At 71.6% G+C, this 20,612-nt stretch carries 9 protein-coding genes; all 9 read right to left on the reverse strand.

The window, feature by feature from the left end:
* Positions 1-1,198 (reverse strand): condensation domain-containing protein (locus tag CA951_RS22875; protein ID WP_256974040.1); only part of this gene is annotated, 1,198 nt, incomplete at its 3' end.
* The gene (locus tag CA951_RS22880) at positions 1,185-2,027 is read right to left on the reverse strand and encodes a 3-hydroxyacyl-CoA dehydrogenase family protein (protein WP_087559003.1); all 843 of its coding nucleotides are present in this window, start codon (positions 2,025-2,027) and stop codon (positions 1,185-1,187) included. The genes CA951_RS22880 and CA951_RS22875, both read right to left, overlap by 14 nt.
* Positions 2,024-6,442, reverse strand: a complete 4,419-nt coding sequence (locus CA951_RS22885; RefSeq protein ID WP_087559004.1) for a condensation domain-containing protein — start codon at positions 6,440-6,442, stop codon at positions 2,024-2,026. The genes CA951_RS22880 and CA951_RS22885 overlap by 4 nt, the downstream gene beginning before the upstream one ends.
* A 20-nt stretch (positions 6,443-6,462) precedes the next feature.
* Positions 6,463-15,588, reverse strand: a complete 9,126-nt coding sequence (locus CA951_RS22890; RefSeq protein ID WP_373414184.1) for an amino acid adenylation domain-containing protein — start codon at positions 15,586-15,588, stop codon at positions 6,463-6,465.
* Positions 15,581-17,155 (reverse strand): amino acid adenylation domain-containing protein, encoded by a 1,575-nt coding sequence (locus CA951_RS22895; protein WP_087559005.1) that lies wholly within the window; start codon positions 17,153-17,155, stop codon positions 15,581-15,583. The genes CA951_RS22890 and CA951_RS22895 overlap by 8 nt, the downstream gene beginning before the upstream one ends.
* Positions 17,152-18,204: an HAD family hydrolase gene (locus tag CA951_RS22900; protein WP_087559195.1), complete on the reverse strand. Its 1,053-nt coding sequence runs from the start codon at positions 18,202-18,204 to the stop codon at positions 17,152-17,154. The genes CA951_RS22895 and CA951_RS22900 overlap by 4 nt, the downstream gene beginning before the upstream one ends.
* Complete coding sequence (locus CA951_RS22905; RefSeq protein WP_087559006.1) at positions 18,201-19,211, reverse strand: 3-oxoacyl-ACP synthase; 1,011 nt, start codon at positions 19,209-19,211, stop codon at positions 18,201-18,203. The genes CA951_RS22900 and CA951_RS22905 overlap by 4 nt, the downstream gene beginning before the upstream one ends.
* Complete coding sequence (locus tag CA951_RS22910; protein ID WP_087559007.1) at positions 19,208-20,305, reverse strand: acyl-CoA dehydrogenase family protein; 1,098 nt, start codon at positions 20,303-20,305, stop codon at positions 19,208-19,210. The genes CA951_RS22905 and CA951_RS22910 overlap by 4 nt, the downstream gene beginning before the upstream one ends.
* Entirely contained in the window at positions 20,302-20,601 is a 300-nt protein-coding gene (locus CA951_RS22915; protein ID WP_087559008.1) for an acyl carrier protein, read from the reverse strand. The genes CA951_RS22910 and CA951_RS22915 overlap by 4 nt, the downstream gene beginning before the upstream one ends.
* Positions 20,602-20,612 lie beyond the last annotated feature (11 nt).

Raw genomic sequence — 20,612 nt, forward strand, 5'->3', positions numbered from 1 at the left:
CCCCCACCCCAGCCACACCCCGCACCAACCCCACACCCGACCCCCACACACCCACCCCACCCAACCGAACACCCGGATCCGCGGCTGCGGCGGTGAGGATTCGAGAGAATTCCTGGGCGTCGACCGAGCCGTGGACGTCGACCACCCAGGTGCCGTCCCGGTCCTCCACGTCCACGCGCACGCTGTCGCAGTGCCACCACTGCACGACGGCGACGGCACCCTCACCGATGCGCTCGACGCCGAGGGATTCGCGCATTCCGCCGGTCACCGACCACGGTTCCGCCGCAACGTCTTCGGTGACGAGGAACCGGTGCCTGCGGGATCTGCGGAGCTGCAGGCCCACGTGCCGGGTCAGGGTCTCGAACGTGAGATGCGGTGTGAGGGTGAGTCGCACGGGTGTGGTGGAGCCGTGCGACCGGTGTCCGACCACCACGTCGTCGATGCCGGTGTGGCTGTGCGCGTAGGGCGCCAGCGCGGCGAGCAGGACGGCTGCCGGGCCGCCGCCGCTGCGGCGCGCGAGCCGCGCGAGGGCGCCGTCGGAGGGAACGGTGACGTGGCGCTGGTCCTCGTCTTCGGAGACCGGACCGGGTGGGATCTCCTGTCGCGGCGCTCCGGCCAGCAATTGCTCCCAGTAACGGCGGTCGTCCGCCCACGCGTCGCTCTCGCGATAGCGGGCGTCCGATGTCAGCGGGACGGTGGGCGACGCGAACGGCCGGGTCTCGGGCGGCGCGGTCGGGGCCGCCTCCCCCGACTCGTAGGCCTCGACGGTGCGGCGGACGATCGCCGCCATGCCCGGTTCGTCGTTGACCAGACGGTGGTAGCGCTGGAACCAGCCGTATCGGCCGTCCGGCAGCCGGAACAGGACGTGCACGTACAGCGGTCCGGTGGCGGGGTCCATCGGCCGGGTCAGTTCCCGGTCGATCCATGTCGCCGCGTGCAGGCCGGGGGCGGTGACGTCGAGGACGTCGGGACCGGTGACCGCGGTTCCGGTGACCTGTCCGGGCTCGGGGCCGTCGAGGACGAAAGTGCTGTGCAGGCTGCGGCATTCGGACAGTGTCCGGTGCAGTGCGCGGCAGAACCGGTCTTCGTCGAGCGGTCCCTCGAGTTCGAGGTACTGGCCGAACGTGTTGTCGGGTTGGTGGGCGCGGAGTACCGCGGTCTGGTCGTAGGTGAGGGGCAGCACCTCACCGGTACTCATGGAATCCCCGTCCGGTCTTGCGCCCCAGGTGGCCGGCCTCGACGAGGGCGACGAGCGTCGCGGGCGGGCGGTAGTGGTCGTCGCCGGTCAACTCGCGCAGCGCGGTCATCGTGTCGTGGACGTTGTCCAGGCCGATGAGGTCGGCGGTCCGCAGCGGTCCCATCGGGTGGCCGAGGCAGCCCTCGAACAACGAATCGGTGGTCTCGGCGTCGGCGATTCCGTCGCCGACGGCGGCCGCCGCCTCGGCGATGCAGAGCATGAGGACCCGGTTCAGCAGGAATCCGGGTCCGTCGCCGACGACGATGCCGGTCTTGCCCAACGAGGTGAGCAGTGCCAGCGCGCGGTCCAGCGACTGCTGCGACGTCCGCGGGCCCCGCACTACCTCGACGGTGTCCTTGAGCGGTGCGGGGTTCATGAAGTGCAGCCCGACCACCTGTTCCGGCCTGGTGGTGCTCGCCGCGAGCCGGTCGACGGGGATGCCCGACGTGCACGACGCGAGGAGGGTGCCGCGTGCGCAGACCCGGTCGAGTTCGGCGAAGACCTTCTCCTTGAGTTCGATCCGCTCGGGGACGCATTCGACGACGACGTCGGCGGCGCGCAGATCGGTGATCTGCCCGGTCCAGTGCACCCGCGCGGTGACCTCGGCGGGTTTCGGACCGTCGGTCCTGCCGAGGAGTATCGCGAGCCGCAGTGAGTCGCGCATCCGGGACCGGGCCTGGTCGACGGCCTGCTGATCGGGTTCGACGACGGTCACGTCGTGGCCGGCCCGCGCCACACTTTCGGCCACCCCGGCGCCCATGGTGCCCGCCCCCACCACGCCGATCCTCATCGCCCTGCCCCCGAGGTGAAGCCGGTGGTGAAACCGGTGTCGTCCTGATGCACGTATTCCATCGCCACCTCCTGGGTGGGCAGGTCGGGGTGGGCCTCCAGTCCGGCGTGTAGCCGGCGTAGGTCGGTGAGCATCGCCCCGGCGGTGCTTGCGTCGAACAGGTCGGTGGCGTAGTCGAGTTGGAGGGTGAACGCCGTCGGGCCGCGGGTCCACGACAGCCCGAGTTCGACGGGTGATGGGCCTCGGGGCTCGTCGCCGCCTTCGCCTTCCCCGTCGCAGCGCACCGGGAAGTGCAGCGCCGCCGGGTCGGCCACGCGGCGGTCCGAGGACAGCTCCCGCCGCACGGTCTCGACCAGTTCCGGGTAGGTCGGTTCTGCGGACAGGTCCACGGCCACGATCTTCGGCGCGGCCACCGCCACCTCGTCCTGCGCGGTGTACCAGGCGAGCAGCGTGAGCCAGGCGGCGAGCAGTTCCGGGAGGTCCGGGTGTCCGTCGAGCGTCGTCGTCACCCGGGCCACGGAATAGTTCGGCGGCCCGGCGGCGTCGGAGGGCTGCCGGGGCCGGTCGGCCGGAACCAGCGGCGGCGCGATCGCGGGCGATACAGGTACCGGCGTGGGTGACGAGCCGGTGAGGAGGACGGAAATCGTCTGCGTGCGCGGTGATCCCACAATGCCTTCCAGGATGCGGACGTACTCGTCGCACAACGCGGCGGCGGTCTGTTCGGTGAACAGTTCCGTGCTGAATTCGAGTCCCGCGGCCATGTCGTCCTCGCCGCCCCGTTCCGTGGTGACGAGGGTGAGATCGAATTTGGCCGTGCCGGACGGCACCCCGCCGAACGCGATGGCGGCGGGATCCTCCTGGTCGAACAGTGTCTCGGTGAGACCGTGCTGCGACTGCAGCGCCGGCAGTTCCTGGTGGACGTGGCAGACGTCGAACAGTGGTGTCCGGCTGAGGTCGCGGTCGCCGGTGAGGGCGGTGACGACGCGGTCGAACGGGATCTCCTGGTGTTCGAGGGCGCCGAGCACGACGTCCCGGACCCGTGCGCACAGTTCCGAGACGCTCGGGTCCCCGGACAGGTCGGCGCGCAGGGCGACCGTGCTGTTGAAGTACCCGATCATGCCGGACAGTTCCGGCCGGTTGCGTCCGGTCGTCGGTGTCCCGACCACGAGGTCGCGCTGGTGGCTGCGGCTCGCCATGAGGAGGTAGAACGCGGAGAGCAGTACTACGAACAGCGACACGGACTCTCGGCGCGCCACGTTCCGCAGGCTCCGGGTCAGTTCTTCGGAGACGGTGAACGTGTGGAACGCCCCGGTGAAGTTCTTCCGCTCCGGGCGCGGGAAATCGGTGGGCAGCCGCAGCAGCGGAACGTCGTCGAGAACTGTTTCCCAGTAGTCGAGTTCGGGGTCGAGCGCGGCGCTCGCGATCAGTTCCCGTTGCCAGAGGGCGTAGTCCCAGTACTGGACGGGGAGCGGTGTGAGGTCGGCGGGGCGACCGGCGCGGCGGGCCGCGTACAGGGCGGGCAGTTCCTGCTCGAAGATCCTCGGCGAACCCCCGTCGTTGACGGAGTGGTGGGTGGTGACCTGCAGGACGTGCTCGTCCGGGCCGAGCCTGATGAGCAGTGCCCGCACGAGCGGGTCGGTGGCCAGGTCGAACGGCGCCGCCGCGGCCTCGTGTACGAGTGCCCGGGCCGCGGCCACCGGATCCGGTTCCCCCGACACGTCGGCGGTGCGGAAGAAGTCGCCGAGGGAGTCGCGGATCCGCAATTCCGGCTCCCCGTCGATCTCGACGTAATTGGACAGCAGCACGCGGTGCCGGGCGGCGAGGTCGTCCCACATTCCGCGGACGGCGGATTCGTCGATCGGACCGTGCAGGTCGCTGACCATCGGGAGGTTGTAGATGGTGGTGGCGGCGTCGAGCTGGTGGTGGAACCACATGCGTATCTGACCGAACGACATCACGTGCCGCCCCCGCGGTGTGATCGGCGGCAGCCCGCCGGCCGCGGATGTGCCGTCCGCGAGGAGCGCGGCGAAGTCCGCCACTTTCGGCCGCTCGTAGAGGTCGATGAGTTTGGGCCGGACCCCGTAGCGGTCCGACACCCGGTCGACGAGTTGCATGCCGATGAGCGAGTTTCCGCCGAGGTCGAAGTAGTCGTCCTCGGCGTCGACGTCCCGCTCGGTGTGGAGCAGTTCGCGCAGTGTCGTCTGCAGCCAGTCGAGGCTGTCCTCCGGGGCTGTCACCGGCTGCGGGTTCGGTTCCGCCGAAGGGACTTCCGGTGTTCCGGTCCAGTCGGGCCTGCCGGGAAGGTCGTACCAGCACCGCGAACCGCGTAGTGGGTGGCCGGGCAGGCGCACCCGCCAGGCGGAGTCGTCGCCGACGTGGTCGGCGGCCCAGTCGAGGTCGACGCCGCGCTCGTACAGCCCGGCGAGGAGGTCCGTGACCGCCTCGGGCGTGTCCGGCGCGCGAAGTATGTCGGCGTCTCCGAGCGCGTCCGCGAGCAGTGCGCCGAGGCGCCCCGCCGGGCTCGGCTCGACGAAGACGACGGGTCCGTCCGCGAGAATCCCCTTCGCGACGGCGACGAGCCTGTCCGTGTCGATCGCGGGGTTCGCGGCCGCGGCGGCGAGGTCGGCGGCGTCCACCACCGACAGTGGGTCCCGCAGATATCGGGCGGCGTAGCGGGACACTCCGCCGCTGAGGACGGCGTCGACGGTGACGCCGGCGGCGCGGAGTTCCCGGTGGACGGCGATCTGCCCGGCGAGGAGGTCCGCCTCGTCGCCGGTGGCGGGAAGCTCCGGCGGCAGGTCGCGGCCGCGCAGCGCGGCGGGCATCCGGTCGGGTGACAGCAGCAACGCCACGGCCGGGCGCGGCCGGGTGGCCGGTGCGGAGTCCTCGCCGCGGGCGCCGAGTTCGGCGGCACGCACGGCGAGCGACCGCGAGAGTTCGGCAATGCTGTGTGCCTGCACCGCCACCCGGTGGTCGTGGTGCGGCCGGCCGCGGTTGAGGGTGAACACGACGTCGTCGAGGTCGTACGCACGCACGGCCGTCGCCAGTTCGGCGCACAGCGTGGCCAGCGCGCCCACGCTCTTCGCCGACACCGCGACCAGTCGGGGGGTGGCGGTGTGGGATCGGACGGCGGCGGCACGCTCCGGCGGCTGCTCCACCACGCAGTGTGCGTTGATGCCGCCGAGGCTGAACGAACTCACCCCCGCCCGCCGCGGCCCGGTGTCGTCGCTCCACGTCCGGGCCCCGGTGACCACCTCGATGCCGATGCCGGCCAGATCGACTCCACCGGTGGGGTGCTCGAAGTGCAGCGAGGGGTACAGCTCGCCGTGCTCGACGGCCATGATCGCCTTCACGAGGCCGGACACCCCGGCCGCGTGGTCGAGGTGCCCGATGTTGGTCTTCACCGACCCGATCGACAGGACGCCCGGCCGGTCCCGGAACGCGGCCGCGATCCCTTCGAGTTCGACGGCGTCGCCCAGCGGGGTTCCCGAACCGTGCGCCTCCAGGTAGCCGGCGTCGTCCGGGGTGAGGCCCGCGTTCCGCCAGGCGCGGGAGATGACGGCCACCTGCGCGCGGGCGCTCGGGGAGCTGATGGTCGCGGACGAATGGCCGCTGGACACCGTTGCGGTGCCGCGGATCACGGCGTGGATCGGGAGGCGGTCGGCGCGGGCACGCGCCATCGTGGTGAGGAGGAGCGCCGCCCCGCCCTCCCCGACGGCGGTGCCGTCCGCGTTCGCGTCGAAGGCACGGCAGCGCGCTCCGGGTGACATCAGTTCCGCGGACCCCTCCGCCATGTCCTCGCGGATACCGTTCACGCGCAGGCTCACTCCGCCGGCGATGGCAAAATCGGCGTCACCCGAGCGCAGCTCCCGGCAGCCGTGGTGCACCGCGATGAGCGATCCGTTGCATCCCGAGTCGACGGCGTAGCACGGTCCGGTGAGTCCGAGGTGGTATGCGATCCGGGCAGGGACGGCGAACGGAACGTTGCCCAGTGTGCTCAGCACCCCCGGTTCCGCCCACATCGCCGGATACGTCGACGCGGCGGCGCTGAAGACCACCGCCGTGGCGCTGTCCCGGAAATCGGTCACCGAGTAGCCGGCGTCCTCGACCGCCTGATACGCGAGGACCAGCGCGAGCCGCTGCTGCGGATCGATCAGCGACGCTTCCCGTTTCGACAGGGTGAAGTACGAGTAGTCGAATGTGGAGATGTCCTCGACGAAGCCCATCGGGTGGTAGTGGGACGGCGGCCCCAGCCCGGTCGCCTCGGCCCGTGACCGCGACAGCGGACGCACCGAATCCCGGCCCGCCGCGAGGTTGGCGCGGAATTCCGCCAGGTTCGCGGCCTCGGGGTAGCGCGCGGCGATACCGACCACCGCGATGTCGTCGTCGTCCGGTGTGGGATGTCGCACGGTCACGGTTGTCTCCTCCCTACTGGTCAGAACTCGTAGGTGGCGGGCGCGGACGCCTCGCTGTCGGTGGAATGCGAGAGCGCCTCGGCCTGCGCCGCCACGGTGACGAGGTCGAACAACTGGCCCACCCGCAGGGCTCCGGGCCACTGTTCGTCGAGACGCCGCTGCAGTTCCACGACGCGGTGGGAGTTGCCGCCGACGTCGAAGAATCCGTCTTCGGGGCCGAAGTCGTCGTGCCCCAGCACGGCCGCCCAGTGTTCGGCCACCGACCGTTGCAGCGTCGTCCAGCGTGGCCGCACCGCTGGCTCCGCGTCGGCGACGAGTGCGCGCAGCGCGTTCTCGTCCACCTCGCCGCCCGCCGTTCGCGGGACGGCGCCGAGTGCGACGAACCGGGTCGGCACCGAGCGGGCGTCGAGCCGTCCGGCACTGAACTCCCGCAGGTCCTCCGCCATCGGCAGCACGGCCGCCGCGGCCGCAGGCACCCAGAAGGCGGTGACCCCGGCCGCGGTGGTGAGGACCACGGCCTCACGGACCGCCGGGTGACTCTCGACGACGTCCGCGACCGACCGTGCCGGGGATCCGGCGGCGTCGACCGTCAGCAGTCGCCCGGACCGGTTCCACCGGGCGAACGCGCCCGTCCGGACCATCCGGGAGCCCGGGGACCCGAACGGATTCGCCACGAACGTGGTGGCCGCCGCGCGCGCCGAGGTGTGGTGCTCCCGCGTGTCGGCGACATACACCTCGCCGCTCACACCCTCGGGGGTGAGTTGCAGCCGGGGATCGAGCACGAACGTCCCGGCCGCCGCGCTCCATTCGCGAATCCGGGTGTGCTCGTCCGGGGTCAGCAAGTCGACGTCGCCGACGGGGAAACTCGGATCCGCGACGAACGCGGCGAGGATCCTGGTGAACCGCTCGGCAAGGGCCCGCACGGTCACCTCGTCAAAGAGGTCGGTGGTGTAGGTGAATCCGGCCGTCATCCCTTCCGGTGTTCCGCACTCGTCGTACCGCTCACGCACCGTCAGGTGCAGGTCGAACAGGGAGACCGTGATTTCGGGTTCGAGGACCTCCGCTTCGAGGTGCGGGAGGGCGAGATCGGGGTGCTCGGTGTTCCGGAACTCGAGCAACACCTGGAACAGCGGTGAATGAGACTGGGAGCGGGGTGGGTTCAGCGCCTCCACCACCCGCTCGAACGGCACGTCGGCGTGGGCGTAGGCCGCGAGGTCGGTGTCGCGGACCCGTGCGAGCAGATCGTCGAACGTCCCCGACACGTGGGTTCGCAGCACGAGCGTGTTGACGAACATGCCCACCACGTCGTCGAGGACGGCCTCGCCGCGACCGGCGACCGGCGACCCGATCACCACGTCGCCGGAACCACCCGAGCGGGACAGCAACACGGCGAGGGCGGTGTGCACGATCATGAACACGGTGCACCGCCGGGTCCGCGCCAACGCCACCGCCTCGCGGTGCAGGTCGGCGCCGATCGTGAATGTCACCCGGTCGCCGGCGGCCGATCGGCGGGGCGGGCGGTCGCGGTCCGTGGGCAAGTCGGTCACGGCCGGCGCACCGGCGAGCGCGGACCGCCAGTAGTCGAGTTGCCGGGAGAGCAGGGAGTGCGGGTCGTCCTGCGAGCCGAGGAGTTCCCGCTGCCACACGGTGTAGTCGGGGTACTGCACCGGCAACGGCTCCCATCCCGGCGCGCAACCCTCGGACCGCGCGGTATAGGCCGTCAGCACGTCGCGGGCGAGCGGAACCATCGAGAAACCGTCGGCCGCAATGTGGTGCACGACGACGACGAGGACGTGCTCCCGGCCGCCGAGAGCGAACAGCCGGGCCCGCATCGGGACTTCGGCCGCGACGTCGAATCCCGCGGACACGAGTTCCGAGATCTGGCCGGGTACCGGGTCTTCGGACGTCGACACGGTGAGTTGCGCGACGTGCCCCGCGCCGACGATCACCTGAGTGGGTCCGGTGTCGCCGTACGGGTACCGGGTGCGGAGCGATTCGTGCCGCTCCACGACGTCGGCGAGGGCGGCGGTCAGCGCGTCGACGTCGAGGTCGCCCGACAGGCGGACGATCATCGCGACGTTGTACGCGGGCGAGGACGGATCGAACTGATTGAGGAGCCACATCCGGTGCTGCGCCCACGACAGCGGCACCGGGTCCGGGCGCCGGGGCACCGCCACCGCGGGCCGGGCCTCGCCGCCCGCGGTCTCGCGGGCGATCCGCGCCGCGAGCGCCCGCACGGTCGGGGCCTCGAACACGTCCCGCACACCGACGTCGGCACCGAGCGCGGTGTTGATCCGCGCGACCACCTGCGTCGCGGTCAGGGAGTTGCCCCCGGATGCGAAGAAGTCGTCGTCGGCTCCGACGACGCCGGTCCCTAGGACCTCGGCGAACACGTCGGCCACCGCGGACTCGAACGGGGTGCCGGGCGCACGGAAGATGCGGGGCGCGAATTCGGGTTCGGGCAGTGCGTGCCGGTCGACCTTGCCGTTGGCGCCGAGCGGAAGCCGGTCGAGGACGGTCACCGAGGCGGGCACCATGAACGGGGCGAGCACCGATCCGGCGAACTGCAGCACCTCCGTCGTGTCGAGATCCGCCCCGTCCTCGGCCGTGACGTATCCGGCGAGGACCGCCTCGGCGGCGGGTGTGCGGCGCACCACGACCACCGCCTGCGCGACACCGGGGCAGCGGGTGAGCGCCGCCTCCACCTCCCCGGGCTCGACCCGCTGGCCGCGCAGCTTGACCTGGAAATCGTTGCGGCCCAGATACTCCAGCCGACCATCCTTCGTCCACCGCATCAGATCCCCGGTGCGGTACATCCGCGAGCCGGGGTGGTCGAACGGGTTCGCCACGAAGGCGGCGGCGGTCGCTCCGGCCCGCCGGTGGTAGCCGCGTGCCAGACCGTCCCCCAGCACGTACAGCTCACCGACCACGCCGACGGGCACCGGGCGCAACCACTCGTCGAGGACGAGTTCGCGGACGCCGCGCATCGGGTGGCCGATCCGCACGGGGTCGCCGGGGGCCATCGGGTCGCCGATGTTCGACATCACCGTCGTCTCCGTCGGGCCGTAGCCGACGAGCAGGGTGCGCCCGGACGCCCAGCGGGCCAGCAACTCCGGCGGGCAGCGTTCGCCGCCGACGACGAGGGCGCGTAGCAGCCGCAGACCGCGCGGGTCGATCGTGGCGAGGACCGCCGGGGTGGCGAAGGCGTGCGTGATCCGTTCTGCCGCCAGCAGTTCCGTCAGCGCGGCGCCGCCGTACACGTGCGGAGCCGCGATCACCAGTCGCGCGCCCGCGCCGAACGCCATGAGGTATTCGAGCATCGTCGCGTCGAACCCGGGCGACGCGAGATTCAAGACACGCGACGCGTTCGTCGTCGCATACCGGGTGCGCTGATCGATGGTGAAGTTCTGCAACCCCGCATGGGGGATCACGACGCCCTTCGGGGCGCCCGTCGACCCGGACGTGTACATCAGATACGCGGGGTGGTCCGGTCGCAGCGGCACGACCCGGTCGTTGTCGGTGATCGACCGGGACTCCCACCTCCGCGTCGGACCCGGGTAGTCGAGGAGCAGCCATTCCACGCCGTCCGGCATCCGGTCGCGCTGTTCGGCGACGGTGAGTCCCACCACGGCCCCGCAGTCGGCGAGGATGTCGGTGATCCTCGCGGACGGCAGGCTCGGATCCACCGGCACGAACGACGCACCCGATTTCGCCACCGCCCACACCGCCACCACCAGTTCCACGGATCGGACGAGCCCGATCGCGACGTGGTCCTCGGGCCCGATTCCGCGGCGGATCAGCACCCACGCCAGGCGGTTCGACCAGTCGTCGAGTTCGCGGTACGACATCACCGCGTTGCCGTACGACAGCGCGACGGCGTGCGGGTCCCGGGCGGCCGCGGCGGAGAGGATCTCCGGCAGCAGCCGCACGGTGCCGGTGGGCCGCCCCCGCACCGGCACGAGTGCCTCGCGTTCGCCGGCGGACAGCAGATCGAACCGGGCCAGCGGAACGTCCGGGTCGGCGACCACCGTGTCGAGGAGCCGCACGTAGCGTTCGGCGAACTTCCGGACGGTCGCGGCGTCGAAGATGTCGGTGGCATAGGTGAATCCGGCGCTGATCCCGGCGGGCGCCCCGTCTTCCCCGAACCGCTCGGCCAGGGTCAGCTGCAGGTCGAACGTGGAGACGGACACACCGAGGTCGATCTCGTCCACGTCCAGTTCCGGCAGGCTCGGGGTGGGCCGCTCGACGTCCTGGAATTCGAACAGCACCTGGAACAGCGGCGCGTGGGCGGTGGTGCGCGGCAGCGCGAGCGCCTCGACGACCCGTTCGAACGGCACCTCCGCGTGCGCGAACGCCTCCAGGTCACGGTCCCGCACGGTGGCGAGCACCGCGGCGAACGAGTCGGCGCCGTGGACCGGGGTGCGCAGCGCCAGGGTGTTGACGAACATCCCGACCACGTCGTCGAGGACTGCCTCGCCGCGCCCCGCCACCGCCGATCCGATCATCACGTCGGCGGTGCTCCCCAGGCGGGACACCAGGACCGCGAACGCCGCGTGGGTCACCATGAACACCGTCGCATCGTGTTCCCGCGCCAGGGCGATCACCTTCCGGTGCAGGCGGTCCCCGATGTCGAACGACTCCCGCGCGCCGGCGAGCGTCCGGTGTTCGGGACGCGGGCGATCCATCGGCAGGTCCGTCACGATCGGCGCGTCGGCGAGCGCGGAACGCCAGTACCCGAGCTGGCGGGACATCAACGAGTCGGGATCGTCCTCCGCTCCAAGCAGCGTCCGCTGCCAGACGCTGTAATCGGAGTACTGCACCGGGAGCGGCACCCAGTCCGGCGCGTGCCCCCGCACCCGCGCGGTGTACGCGGACGTGACGTCCCGGGCGAGCGGTCCCAGCGACAGCGCGTCCGCCGCGATGTGGTGGACCACCAGGGCCAGGGCGTGATCGCGCGGACCGAGCTCGAACAGGTGCGCCCGCAACGGAACCTGCGCGGTCACCTCGAAGCCCGCGGACAGTGCCGCGGCGAGCCGGTCCCGGAGTTCGCTCTCCCCCGACACCGGGACCGCGCGGAGGCGGCGCAGCGCGTCCGCCGCCGGAATCACCGACTGCACGGGCGTGTCGCCGCGCATCGGGAAGATCGTCCGCAACGCCTCGTGCCGGTCCACGACGTCCGTCAGGGCCGCGTGCAGTGCGTCGACGTCGAGGGGGCCGCGCAACCGGAAGGCCGCCGCGATGTTGTAGGCGGGCGACGTCGTGTCGAACTGGTCGAGGAACCACATCCGCGTCTGCGCCAGCGACACCGGGGCCGCCGTGGACCGGTCGGTGGCCACCAGCGGCGGCCTGCTCGCCGAGTCTGCCCGGGCCACACGGGCGGCGAGCGAGCGCACCGTCCGCGCCTCGAAGACGTCGCGCACTCCCACGGCCGCACCGAGCACACCCTGGATCCGCGCCACGACCTTCGCCGCGACCAGCGAGTTGCCGCCGAGCGCGAAGAAGTCGTCGTCGACGCCGACCGCGGGCACGCCGAGCAGTGCGGCGAACACGACCGCGATCGACTCCTCGGCGGGGGTGCGCGGTGCCACGAATGCGGCACCGGAGTCGGTGGCGGGCACCGGAAGTGCCGCCCGGTCCAGTTTCCCGTTGACGGTGAGCGGCAGCCGCGCGAGGATCGTCACCGACGCCGGGACCATGTACGACGGCAGTGCGGTTGCCGCGAATTCCAGCACGGCCCCCGGGTCGACGACCGCACCCGCCTCGGGCACCACGTACGCGGCCGGCGCCGGGCCGGTCACCGGATCCTCGTGCAGGGTCACCACGGCCTGCGCGACACCGTCGCACCGGCCCAGTACCCACTCGATTTCGCCGAGTTCCACCCGGAAGCCGCGGATCTCGACCTGTAGGTCGTCGCGCCCGAGGTAGTCGAGACTGCCGTCCCGCCGCCACCGCACCACGTCCCCGGTCCGGTACATCCGGTCCCCCGACGCATCCGCGACGAAGCGGGACGCGGTGAGCCCGGCGCGGCCGAGGTAGCCGCGCGCAACCTGTGGTCCCGCCACGTACAGTTCGCCGGCCACACCGACCGGCACCGGATGCAGCCGCGCGTCCAGCACCGACACCCGGAGCCCGGGAATCGCGCGCCCGATCACGCTCGTCCACGCGGCGGCGGCGAGCCCGCGTCCGAGCGGGAGGTGGGTGACGTGCACCGTCGTCTCGGTGATGCCGTACATGTTCACGAGCACGGGCGCGTCCTCGCCGCGGCGGGAGTACCAGCGTTCCAGCTGCCCGAAGTCGAGTGCCTCGCCGCCGAGCACGACGTAGCGCAGCGAGGTCGGGCCTGCGTCGCCGTCCGTTTCGGTGGCCTCGATCAGCTGGGAGAACGCGGTCGGCGTCTGGCTCAGTACCGTCACCCGCTCGCGGCGCAGCAGCGCGAGGAACGCGGCGGGTGTCCGGGCCGTGTCGAGGTCGACGACGACGAGGGTGCCGCCGTGCAGCAGCGCGCCCCACAACTCCCACACCGAGAAGTCGAACGCCGGGGAGTGGAACATCGTCCACACGTCGGTGTCGCCGAACCGGAACAGGTCACGAGTGCCGGTGAAGAGGGAGACCACGTTGCGATGCGACACCGCAACGCCTTTCGGCCGTCCCGTCGACCCCGACGTGTAGATGACGTAGGCCAGTGAATCCGGATCGGCCGGTGCCCGTTCGGTGCCGGTCAGCGGGTCCGCGGATCGCCCTTCGAGTTCGGGGTCCGCCGAATCGAGAAGCAGGACGGGAACGTCGGACGCGGGTAGCGCGGCCGCGGTGTCTCGGGTCGCGAGCACGCCCACCGGATCTGCGTCGGCGACGACGAGCGCCGAACGCTCACCGGGGTGATCCGCGTCGACGGGCACGTAGGCGGCCCCGGTCTTGACGACCGCCACGAGTGCGACGACGAGCGCTGCCGTCCGCGGCATCGCGACGGCGACCGTCGACTCCGGGCCCACCCCCAGCGAGAGGAGGTGCCGGGCAAGGCGGTTCGACCGGGCGTCGAGGTCGCCGTACGTGATGCGCTCGCCGCCCGACACGACGGCGGTGGCGCCGGGGTTCCGCGCGGCCCGGTCGGCGAACAGCGCGCCGAGCGTCGTCTCGCCGGCTGCGTCCGCCGGCCGGGTCGACCAGTCCCGCAGCAGGGCGTGTTCGGCCGGATCGGCCGGGTCGATGTCGCCGACCACGACGGATGGATCGGCGACACCCGCGGCGGTGGTCCGCACGAACCGCTGGGCGAGCCCGTCCACGGTGGCAGCGTCGAACAGGTCCGTTGCGTACGTGAAGCGGGCCGTCGTGTCGGACACCGTGACCCGCAGATCGAGGTCGCCGAGTTCCTCACCGGAGTCCGAAAATTCGAGCAGCACTTGGAAGAGCGGTGCGTGGGACGCGGACCGCGGCAGGTCGAGCGCCTCGACGACGTCCTCCACCGGTGCGCGGTGGGCGTTCGCCTGCGCGGCGGCGTCCCGGACCGTGTCGACGAACTCGCCGAACCGGTCGGCGCCGCGCACCCGGATCCGCGACACCACCACGCCGGTGTCCGTCCGCGCGCCGAGGACGACGTCGCCGGTGCGGGCCGATCGTGCCAGCACCAGCGCCAGCGCGGCGTGCGTGACGGTGGCGGTGTCCGTGCGGTGCGCCTCGGCGCACGCTGCCAGCGCGCGCCGCAGTTCCGGGTCCAGTGCGACGTCGACGGCGGCGCTGCGCCGGGACGGCCGGGCGGGGCGCGGACGGTCGGTGGGCAGATCCAGCAGTGGCGGCGCACCCGCGAGGGTGCGCGTCCAGAAGTCGAGCCGGGCCGTCTCCTCGTGGACGGTGCCGACGGCGGCGTCCGGGCCTGCCGCGAGGAAGTCGCCGAGCAGTTCCACGAACCGCCGGTGGTGGGCGCCGACCTCTCCGGCGTCGTACCGGTGGGGGTTGGCCAGGAAGTGGACGACGGTCCGGACCGGGGAGCCGCTCTGGTACACGTTGACGAGCAGGTCCTCGACCGGTCCGGACGTGACGATGTGGTACTCGCCGACGAGCGGCCCGAGGGCGAGTTCCTGGTGGAAGAGCATCACATTGACCATCGGTCCCGCCAGCGACTCCGCCGCGGCGACGCCCGCGTCGCGCCGGATGTCGCCGAGCCCGAACCGCTGGTGCCGCAGCGCACCCATCAGGTCCAGTTGGACCCGCTCGACCAGTTGTCCCACGGTGTCCTCGGGGGCGATCCGCACGGGAAGCGGCACGACCCCGGCGACCATTCCGCCGGACCGTCGCAGGATCGCGGTGGTGCGCGCCGACACCGGGATCTTCACGAGCACGTCGCGGCGGCCCGTCGTCCTCGACAGGTAGCAGGCGAACGCGGCGACGATCGCGGCGGTTCCGCGGGTGCCTGCTTCGCCGAGCGCGCGCTCCGCGGCGTCCGGGAGGGGCCCGGCGGCGTCGGTGCTCGTGGCGACCGCGGGCCCAGTCCGCCGCGCCAGGGTCGATCCGGGTCCGAGTCCGCTGATCCGATCGGCCCAGTACTGCCGGTCCGCGGCGAAGCGGTTCGACGACCGGTACTGCTGGTCGGCGTCGTACAGATGGCGGGGGTCCGCGGCCTCGCCGGCTGCCGGCTGCCGGCCGAGCACGTCCGCCGAGTACCGGGCCGCGATGCGGTTGAGCATCGTCATCGCACCGTAGCCGTCCAGCGCGACGTGGTGAATCTTGCTGTACCACAGGTAGTGCTCGTCACCGACCCGGAGGATCGACGATGCGACGAGCCGGTCGCGGGTCGGATCGAGCGGGGTCTCACAGTCGGCGCGCATCCACCGGCGGGCGGCGTCCACCGGTTCGGCGTCCCCCCGGAAGTCCAGGAACCCGATCGACCGGTCCGCGGCGGGGTCGACCATCTGGAACGGCTGACCGTCCCTGTCGATCAAGCGGAGGAACGGCGATCCGAACTCGTCCGCGGTCGCGACGGTGGCCGCGCGCAGGACGTCGACATTCAGGTCGCCGTGGACCTCGACGTACTGGGCGATGCACAGCGGCACGTCGGGGGCCAGTTGCTGCGCCAGCCACGCCTCGTACTGCGCGGAGGACAGCGGGAACGGTATCTCGGCGTTGCCCGCGGTGTCGGGACGGTGCTCAGGCAACGCCACCACCTCCGCCGGGGAGCAACCGGCGCAACGCCGCCTCGTCCACCTTGCTGCTCGGGGCGAGGGGTAGCGCGCCGAGCGCGAGGAAGCGGTCGGGCACGGCCTGCGCGACGAGTCGTTCGGCGCAGTGCGCGATGAGGTCGCGGGGTGTGGGCAGCATGGTCGCCGTGGCCGCGGGCACCCAGAACGCGGTCAGCGCGGTCTCCCCGTGTTCGTCGGCCGTCGCGAGGACCACGGCCTGATGGATCGCGGGGTGACTCTCCAGCGCGGCCTCCACCGCGTGCCGCTCGACGCGGGCGCCCCGCACCTTCACCTGCCCGTCGAACCGGCCGCAGAATTCGATGTCGCCGTGCGGGTCGACGCGCGCGAGGTCGCCCGTGTGGTACATCCGGGCGCCCGGCCGCTCTGCGAAGGGGTCGGCGACGAACCGGGCCGCGGTGGCGGCCGGTCGGGATGCGTAGCCCTCGGAGATCTGCGGACCGCCGACGTACAGGTCCCCGACCGCCCCGAACGGCACCTCGACCAGTTTCGCGTCGAGGACGTACGCCGTGCTCGCCCCCAGCGGTCTGCCGATCGGCGCGATCGAGGCCGGGACGTCGCGCACCGGATGGGCGAGGCAGCTGACGGTCGTCTCGGTCGGACCGTACTCGTTGCTCAGCGGAACCCCGGGCAGCACCGCCCGGTGCTGGGCCACGAGCACACCCGGAAGGGCTTCTCCCGCAAGCGTCACCAGCCGCAGGCGTTCGCGCAGCGGGGCGAGGTGCGGTAGCAGCAGCCGGTAGAACGACGGGGTCGCCACCAGATGGGTGGCCCGCCACGTCCGGGCGAGCGCGGCGACAGCCTCGGCGTCCATCAGTTCGTGCGCGGCCGGGAGCACGCTGGTGCCGCCGGTACACAGCGCCCAGAGGGTCTTCAGCAGGGAGCCGTCCCACGTCAGGCGGAACGCGGAGAACGTGACCAGGTCGTCCTCGTCGTAGTCGTAGTTGCGGCCGTCGACCATGCTCGCGAGGTTGGCGCGGCTCGCGACGACGGCCTTGGGTATGCCGGTGGAACCGGACGTCGTGATCACGTAGGCGGGGGTGGCGGAGGGGACGTCCCCGGGAAGTGCGGCCGCCGGTTCGGCTTCGGGCGCGGGGCCTGCGTCCCGGTCATGAAGTGCCGGAACACGTCCGCCCGCACTGCGGGCCAGTGCCCGGACCGTCTCCGGTGACGTCTTCGGATCCGCGGACCCGAAGACGATGGCACCGCAGTCGATGTCGCCGAGGAGTGCGCGCAGCTGCCCCACCGGATGTCCGGGCTCGATCACGCACCACGCCACGCCCAGCCGCAGCGCCGCGATCATCCCCACCACCGTCTCGACGCTCTGCCGCTGATGGATCAGCACCACCTGGCCCGGCCGCACGCCGAGGGCCGCGAGCCGGCGCGCCAGTGTCTCGCTCGCCGAGTCCAGTTCGCGGTACGTCAGCGCACGGTCGCCGACCACGATCGCGATCCGGCCGGGAACCCGTCGGCACTGGCGGAGGATCCCGGACGTCACGCCGCCGCTCGAGACCACGTCCGTCATGGCGTCACGCCTCCCGAGACGACCGTGACGTGATCGGCGTTCGGTGCCGCAGCACTGCGGACGTCGTTGCACAGCAGCAGCATCCGCTCTGGAGTCGAGTCGACGACGTCGAACCCGGCGAACCGCAGCGTCACCAGCATGACCCGGTTGACGTCGGTCGGCACGAACTCGGCGAGCGCCCGCCTGCCGCGTGCGCGGGCCCGCTCCACGACGTGCCGGATCAGCGCCGTCCCGACGCCACGTGACATCACCCGGCACGACATCAGCAGCAGTTGCAGAACGGAATTTTCGCCGCGGGTCTCCGAGACCGCGAGACCGATCGTGCCGTACCCACCGAACCGGTCGGCGAGCGACGCGACGAGCACCTCGTGATCGTCGGACGCGCAGAGCCGGCGCAGTTCATCGATGCCGAAAGTGCGTCCCGTCGTGTTGAGTTGATGGGACCGCACGGTCAGTTCGTGCGCGCGCTCGAGGTCGTCCTCGTTTGCTCGGCGGACCGTCATCACCAGGTCGAGCGAGGCCAGGAACTCGGTGTTCGAGCCGCGGAACTCCTGTTCGCTCACCTGCCGGATCCGTTCCGCCCGGTACAACGACCTCCGCTGACTCGCCTCCGCGGTGACGGCGGGCGGCGTCAACTCGGGAAGGTCGGGGAACGACGCGATCTGCTCGGCGGGATAACACCGCACCGGGGGCAGCGCCTCGGACACCTCGGCGCGCTCGACGGGATCGTTGTCGACGAAGGCGATGGTGTCGAGACCCAGGTTCAGGGTCTCCGCGATGCGGCGCACGGCCTCCGACTTCGGGCCCCACCCCACGTCGATGGCGCAGAACAGTTCCTCGATGCCGTGCATCCGCAGGTGCGCCGCGGCGGGTTCGAATTCGCCGCGGCTCGCCACGGCGTGCAGGATTCCGCGCCGATCGAGCACGTCCAGGGCGCGGAGGGCGTCCGCGGTCGGCACGGGAGCATCCTGTTCGAGGACGACGCCGTCCCAGATGGTGTCGTCGAGATCCCAGACCATGCACTTGACCGTCTGTGCCATCGCGATCACGTCCCGCGCCCGGGCCGGTCCGGCAGGCGCCGGAGCAGCGCACTGCTCCACGCCGCGACCGGGCTGCTGTTCATGATCACGCAGTAGTCCCCGGGCGCCTGCGCGGACGCCACGCGCTCGAGGTTCGCCACCACGTCGACGGAACCGAGGTGGCCGTACCGGGCGAGGTTGTCGCGGCAGACGGGATCGATCGCGACGTCGAGCGCCTCCTGCCAGAACGCGAACGCCCCGAGCGACAGGTTCTGCATGAGGAACACGCCGATCCCGTCCTGCTGCAGCCCGTTCCGGGCCAGCAGCTCCGCGTTGATCTCCGTGAACCGCTTCCGGCTCTCGACCGCCAGTCGAAACGAGTACGTGGGTTCGTCGGCGCATTCCTCCACCCACTCGGCTTCGCGGACGTCGCGGTAATCGATGTGGAACAGGTCGGCGTATTTTCCGTCGCTCCGGATCATCTGGTCGACGAGTTCGTACCGCCCCGTCCCCGACGTCGTCAGCAGGACCGCGGCGGCGCCGTCGCCGAGGAGCGTCATCGGCGACCGGTACCGCGACCTGGTGGGTGTCTTCGCCGCCGCGACGACGAGCACGTTCTGGCAACGGGGGTCACCGCGGAGCATTGCCGACGCGAGCGTGAAGGCCGCCGACACGGACACGCACCCGAGGTCCCCCACCCCGGTCGTGAACGCCTGGTTCGCGCCGAGGCGATGCTGCAGCCGCGTCGCCTCGGACGCGAGCAGATACTGCGGAACCCGGCCCTGCACGAGCAGCAGCGCGTCGAGCTGGGTGGCGTCGAGACCAGACGTGCGCAGCGCCTCCTCCGCCGCGGCCTGCGCCAGATCCACCTCGGACAACCCGATTCCGATCCGCACCGTGTCGATGCCCAGTGCCAGCGCGTGCTCGCGCTGCGCGATGGGCAGTTCGTCGAGTTCCGGCAGTCCCGCCACGGTCACCTCGTCGTCGGGGAACCACAGCGCGACGGACTCGATCGTGACCGGCGGGTCTGCCGTCATCGCACACCTCCCCCGAGCACGTAGTCACCGATCTGGAGTTCGGCGACCTCCGTCGAGCCCTCGATGATCTGCATGACCTTCGCGTCACGGAAGAAGCGCCCCACCCTGCTGTCGGAGGCACAACCGGCGGCGCCGAGCACCTGGACCGCCTGCTGGCTCACCGACGCGGCGACGCGGGCCGCGGCGTACTTCGCGGCGATCGTCGTGAACAGCGCGCTCGGCTCGTGCGCATCGCGTTGTTCGGCGGCCCGCTCGCACAGCGCGCGGGCGCCGGCCGCGTCGACCCAGCTGCGCCCGAGGATCGCGCGGACCGAGTCGTGCTCGGACAACACGGCACTGCCCTGCACGCGGGTGGACGCGTGCGCGACGGCGTCGGCGAGGCAGCCGCGCGCCATCCCGGCGCACCCCCACGCCACGGTGTACCGGCCGTGGTCCAGGGCCGTTCCGACCACGTGGGACAGTCCGAATCCCGGCGGTGCGATCAGGTGGTCGGCGGGGACGACGACGCCGTCCAGCGCAATGTGCGCGATCCGGGCGCCGCGCATGCCCAGCTGACCGTGGACCGGTTCGACGGTCACCCCCGGCGCGTCCGTTTCGACCAGCGCGGTGGTGAGCCCGGCCTGCGACCGGCCGAGGACGAGCAGTACGTCCGCCACCTCGCCGAACGTGACCCACAGTTTCCGTCCGGTGATCCGGTGGTCCGTGCCCTGCTCCTCGAAACTGGTAGTCACAGAGGCGAGGTCGCTGCCGGCCCCGGTTTCGGTGGCGGCGAATCCGGCGAGGAGCTCGCCGGTCGCCAGGGCGGGAACCCACCGTGCCCGCTGTTCGGCGGTGCCCCACCGATCGAGGGCGGCGTTCACCATCCCCTGCACGGTCAGCAGCGACCGCAGCGACGTGCAGACCGCCCCCAGTCTCTCTGCGACCGAGCCGAGTTCGGCGGCGTTCAGGCCCAGCCCCTTGCAGTCCGTCGTGCGGTCCAGCCCGAGGACACCCGCCTTCGCGGCGGCCTCGATGACCTCGACCGGCAGCCCGGTCTCGTCCCAGGTGCCGGCGTCGGTCTCGGCGGAGGCGACCAGTGTGTCGATTCCGATCACGGCGACGCCCCGTCCGTCGCACGAAGCTGCTCGCCCCGCTTCCTCCGTATGAACCCCGCAACCCGGGTCGCGGTGCGGAAGTTGTCGAGGTCGAGGTCCTCCACCTCGACCACGACGTCGTGGGAGCCTTCGATGTACGTGACGATCTCCAGTGCCCGCAACGAACTCACCAGTCCCAGGGTGAAGTAGTCGTCTTCGGGACCGAGTTCCGTCGACGTGATCGAGCTCAGGTACTGCCGTAGCTGCTCGACCAGCTCGTCATGGGACTCGGGCACAGGTGCATTTGCTGTGTCCATGGGCCTGGGAT

Origin of the sequence: Rhodococcus sp. NCIMB 12038 (genome assembly GCF_002165735.1) — a bacterium.
Taxonomy (GTDB): Bacteria; Actinomycetota; Actinomycetes; order Mycobacteriales; family Mycobacteriaceae; genus Rhodococcus_F.

Excerpts from the sequence above, each read along its gene's own strand:
- CA951_RS22905 (WP_087559006.1), bottom strand. The coding sequence starts at position 19,211 with ATGACGGCAGACCCGCCGGTCACGATCGAGTCCGTCGCGCTGTGGTTC.
- CA951_RS22915 (WP_087559008.1), bottom strand. The coding sequence starts at position 20,601 with ATGGACACAGCAAATGCACCTGTGCCCGAGTCCCATGACGAGCTGGTC.
- CA951_RS22880 (WP_087559003.1), bottom strand. The coding sequence starts at position 2,027 with ATGAGGATCGGCGTGGTGGGGGCGGGCACCATGGGCGCCGGGGTGGCC.
- CA951_RS22895 (WP_087559005.1), bottom strand. The coding sequence starts at position 17,155 with ATGACGGACGTGGTCTCGAGCGGCGGCGTGACGTCCGGGATCCTCCGC.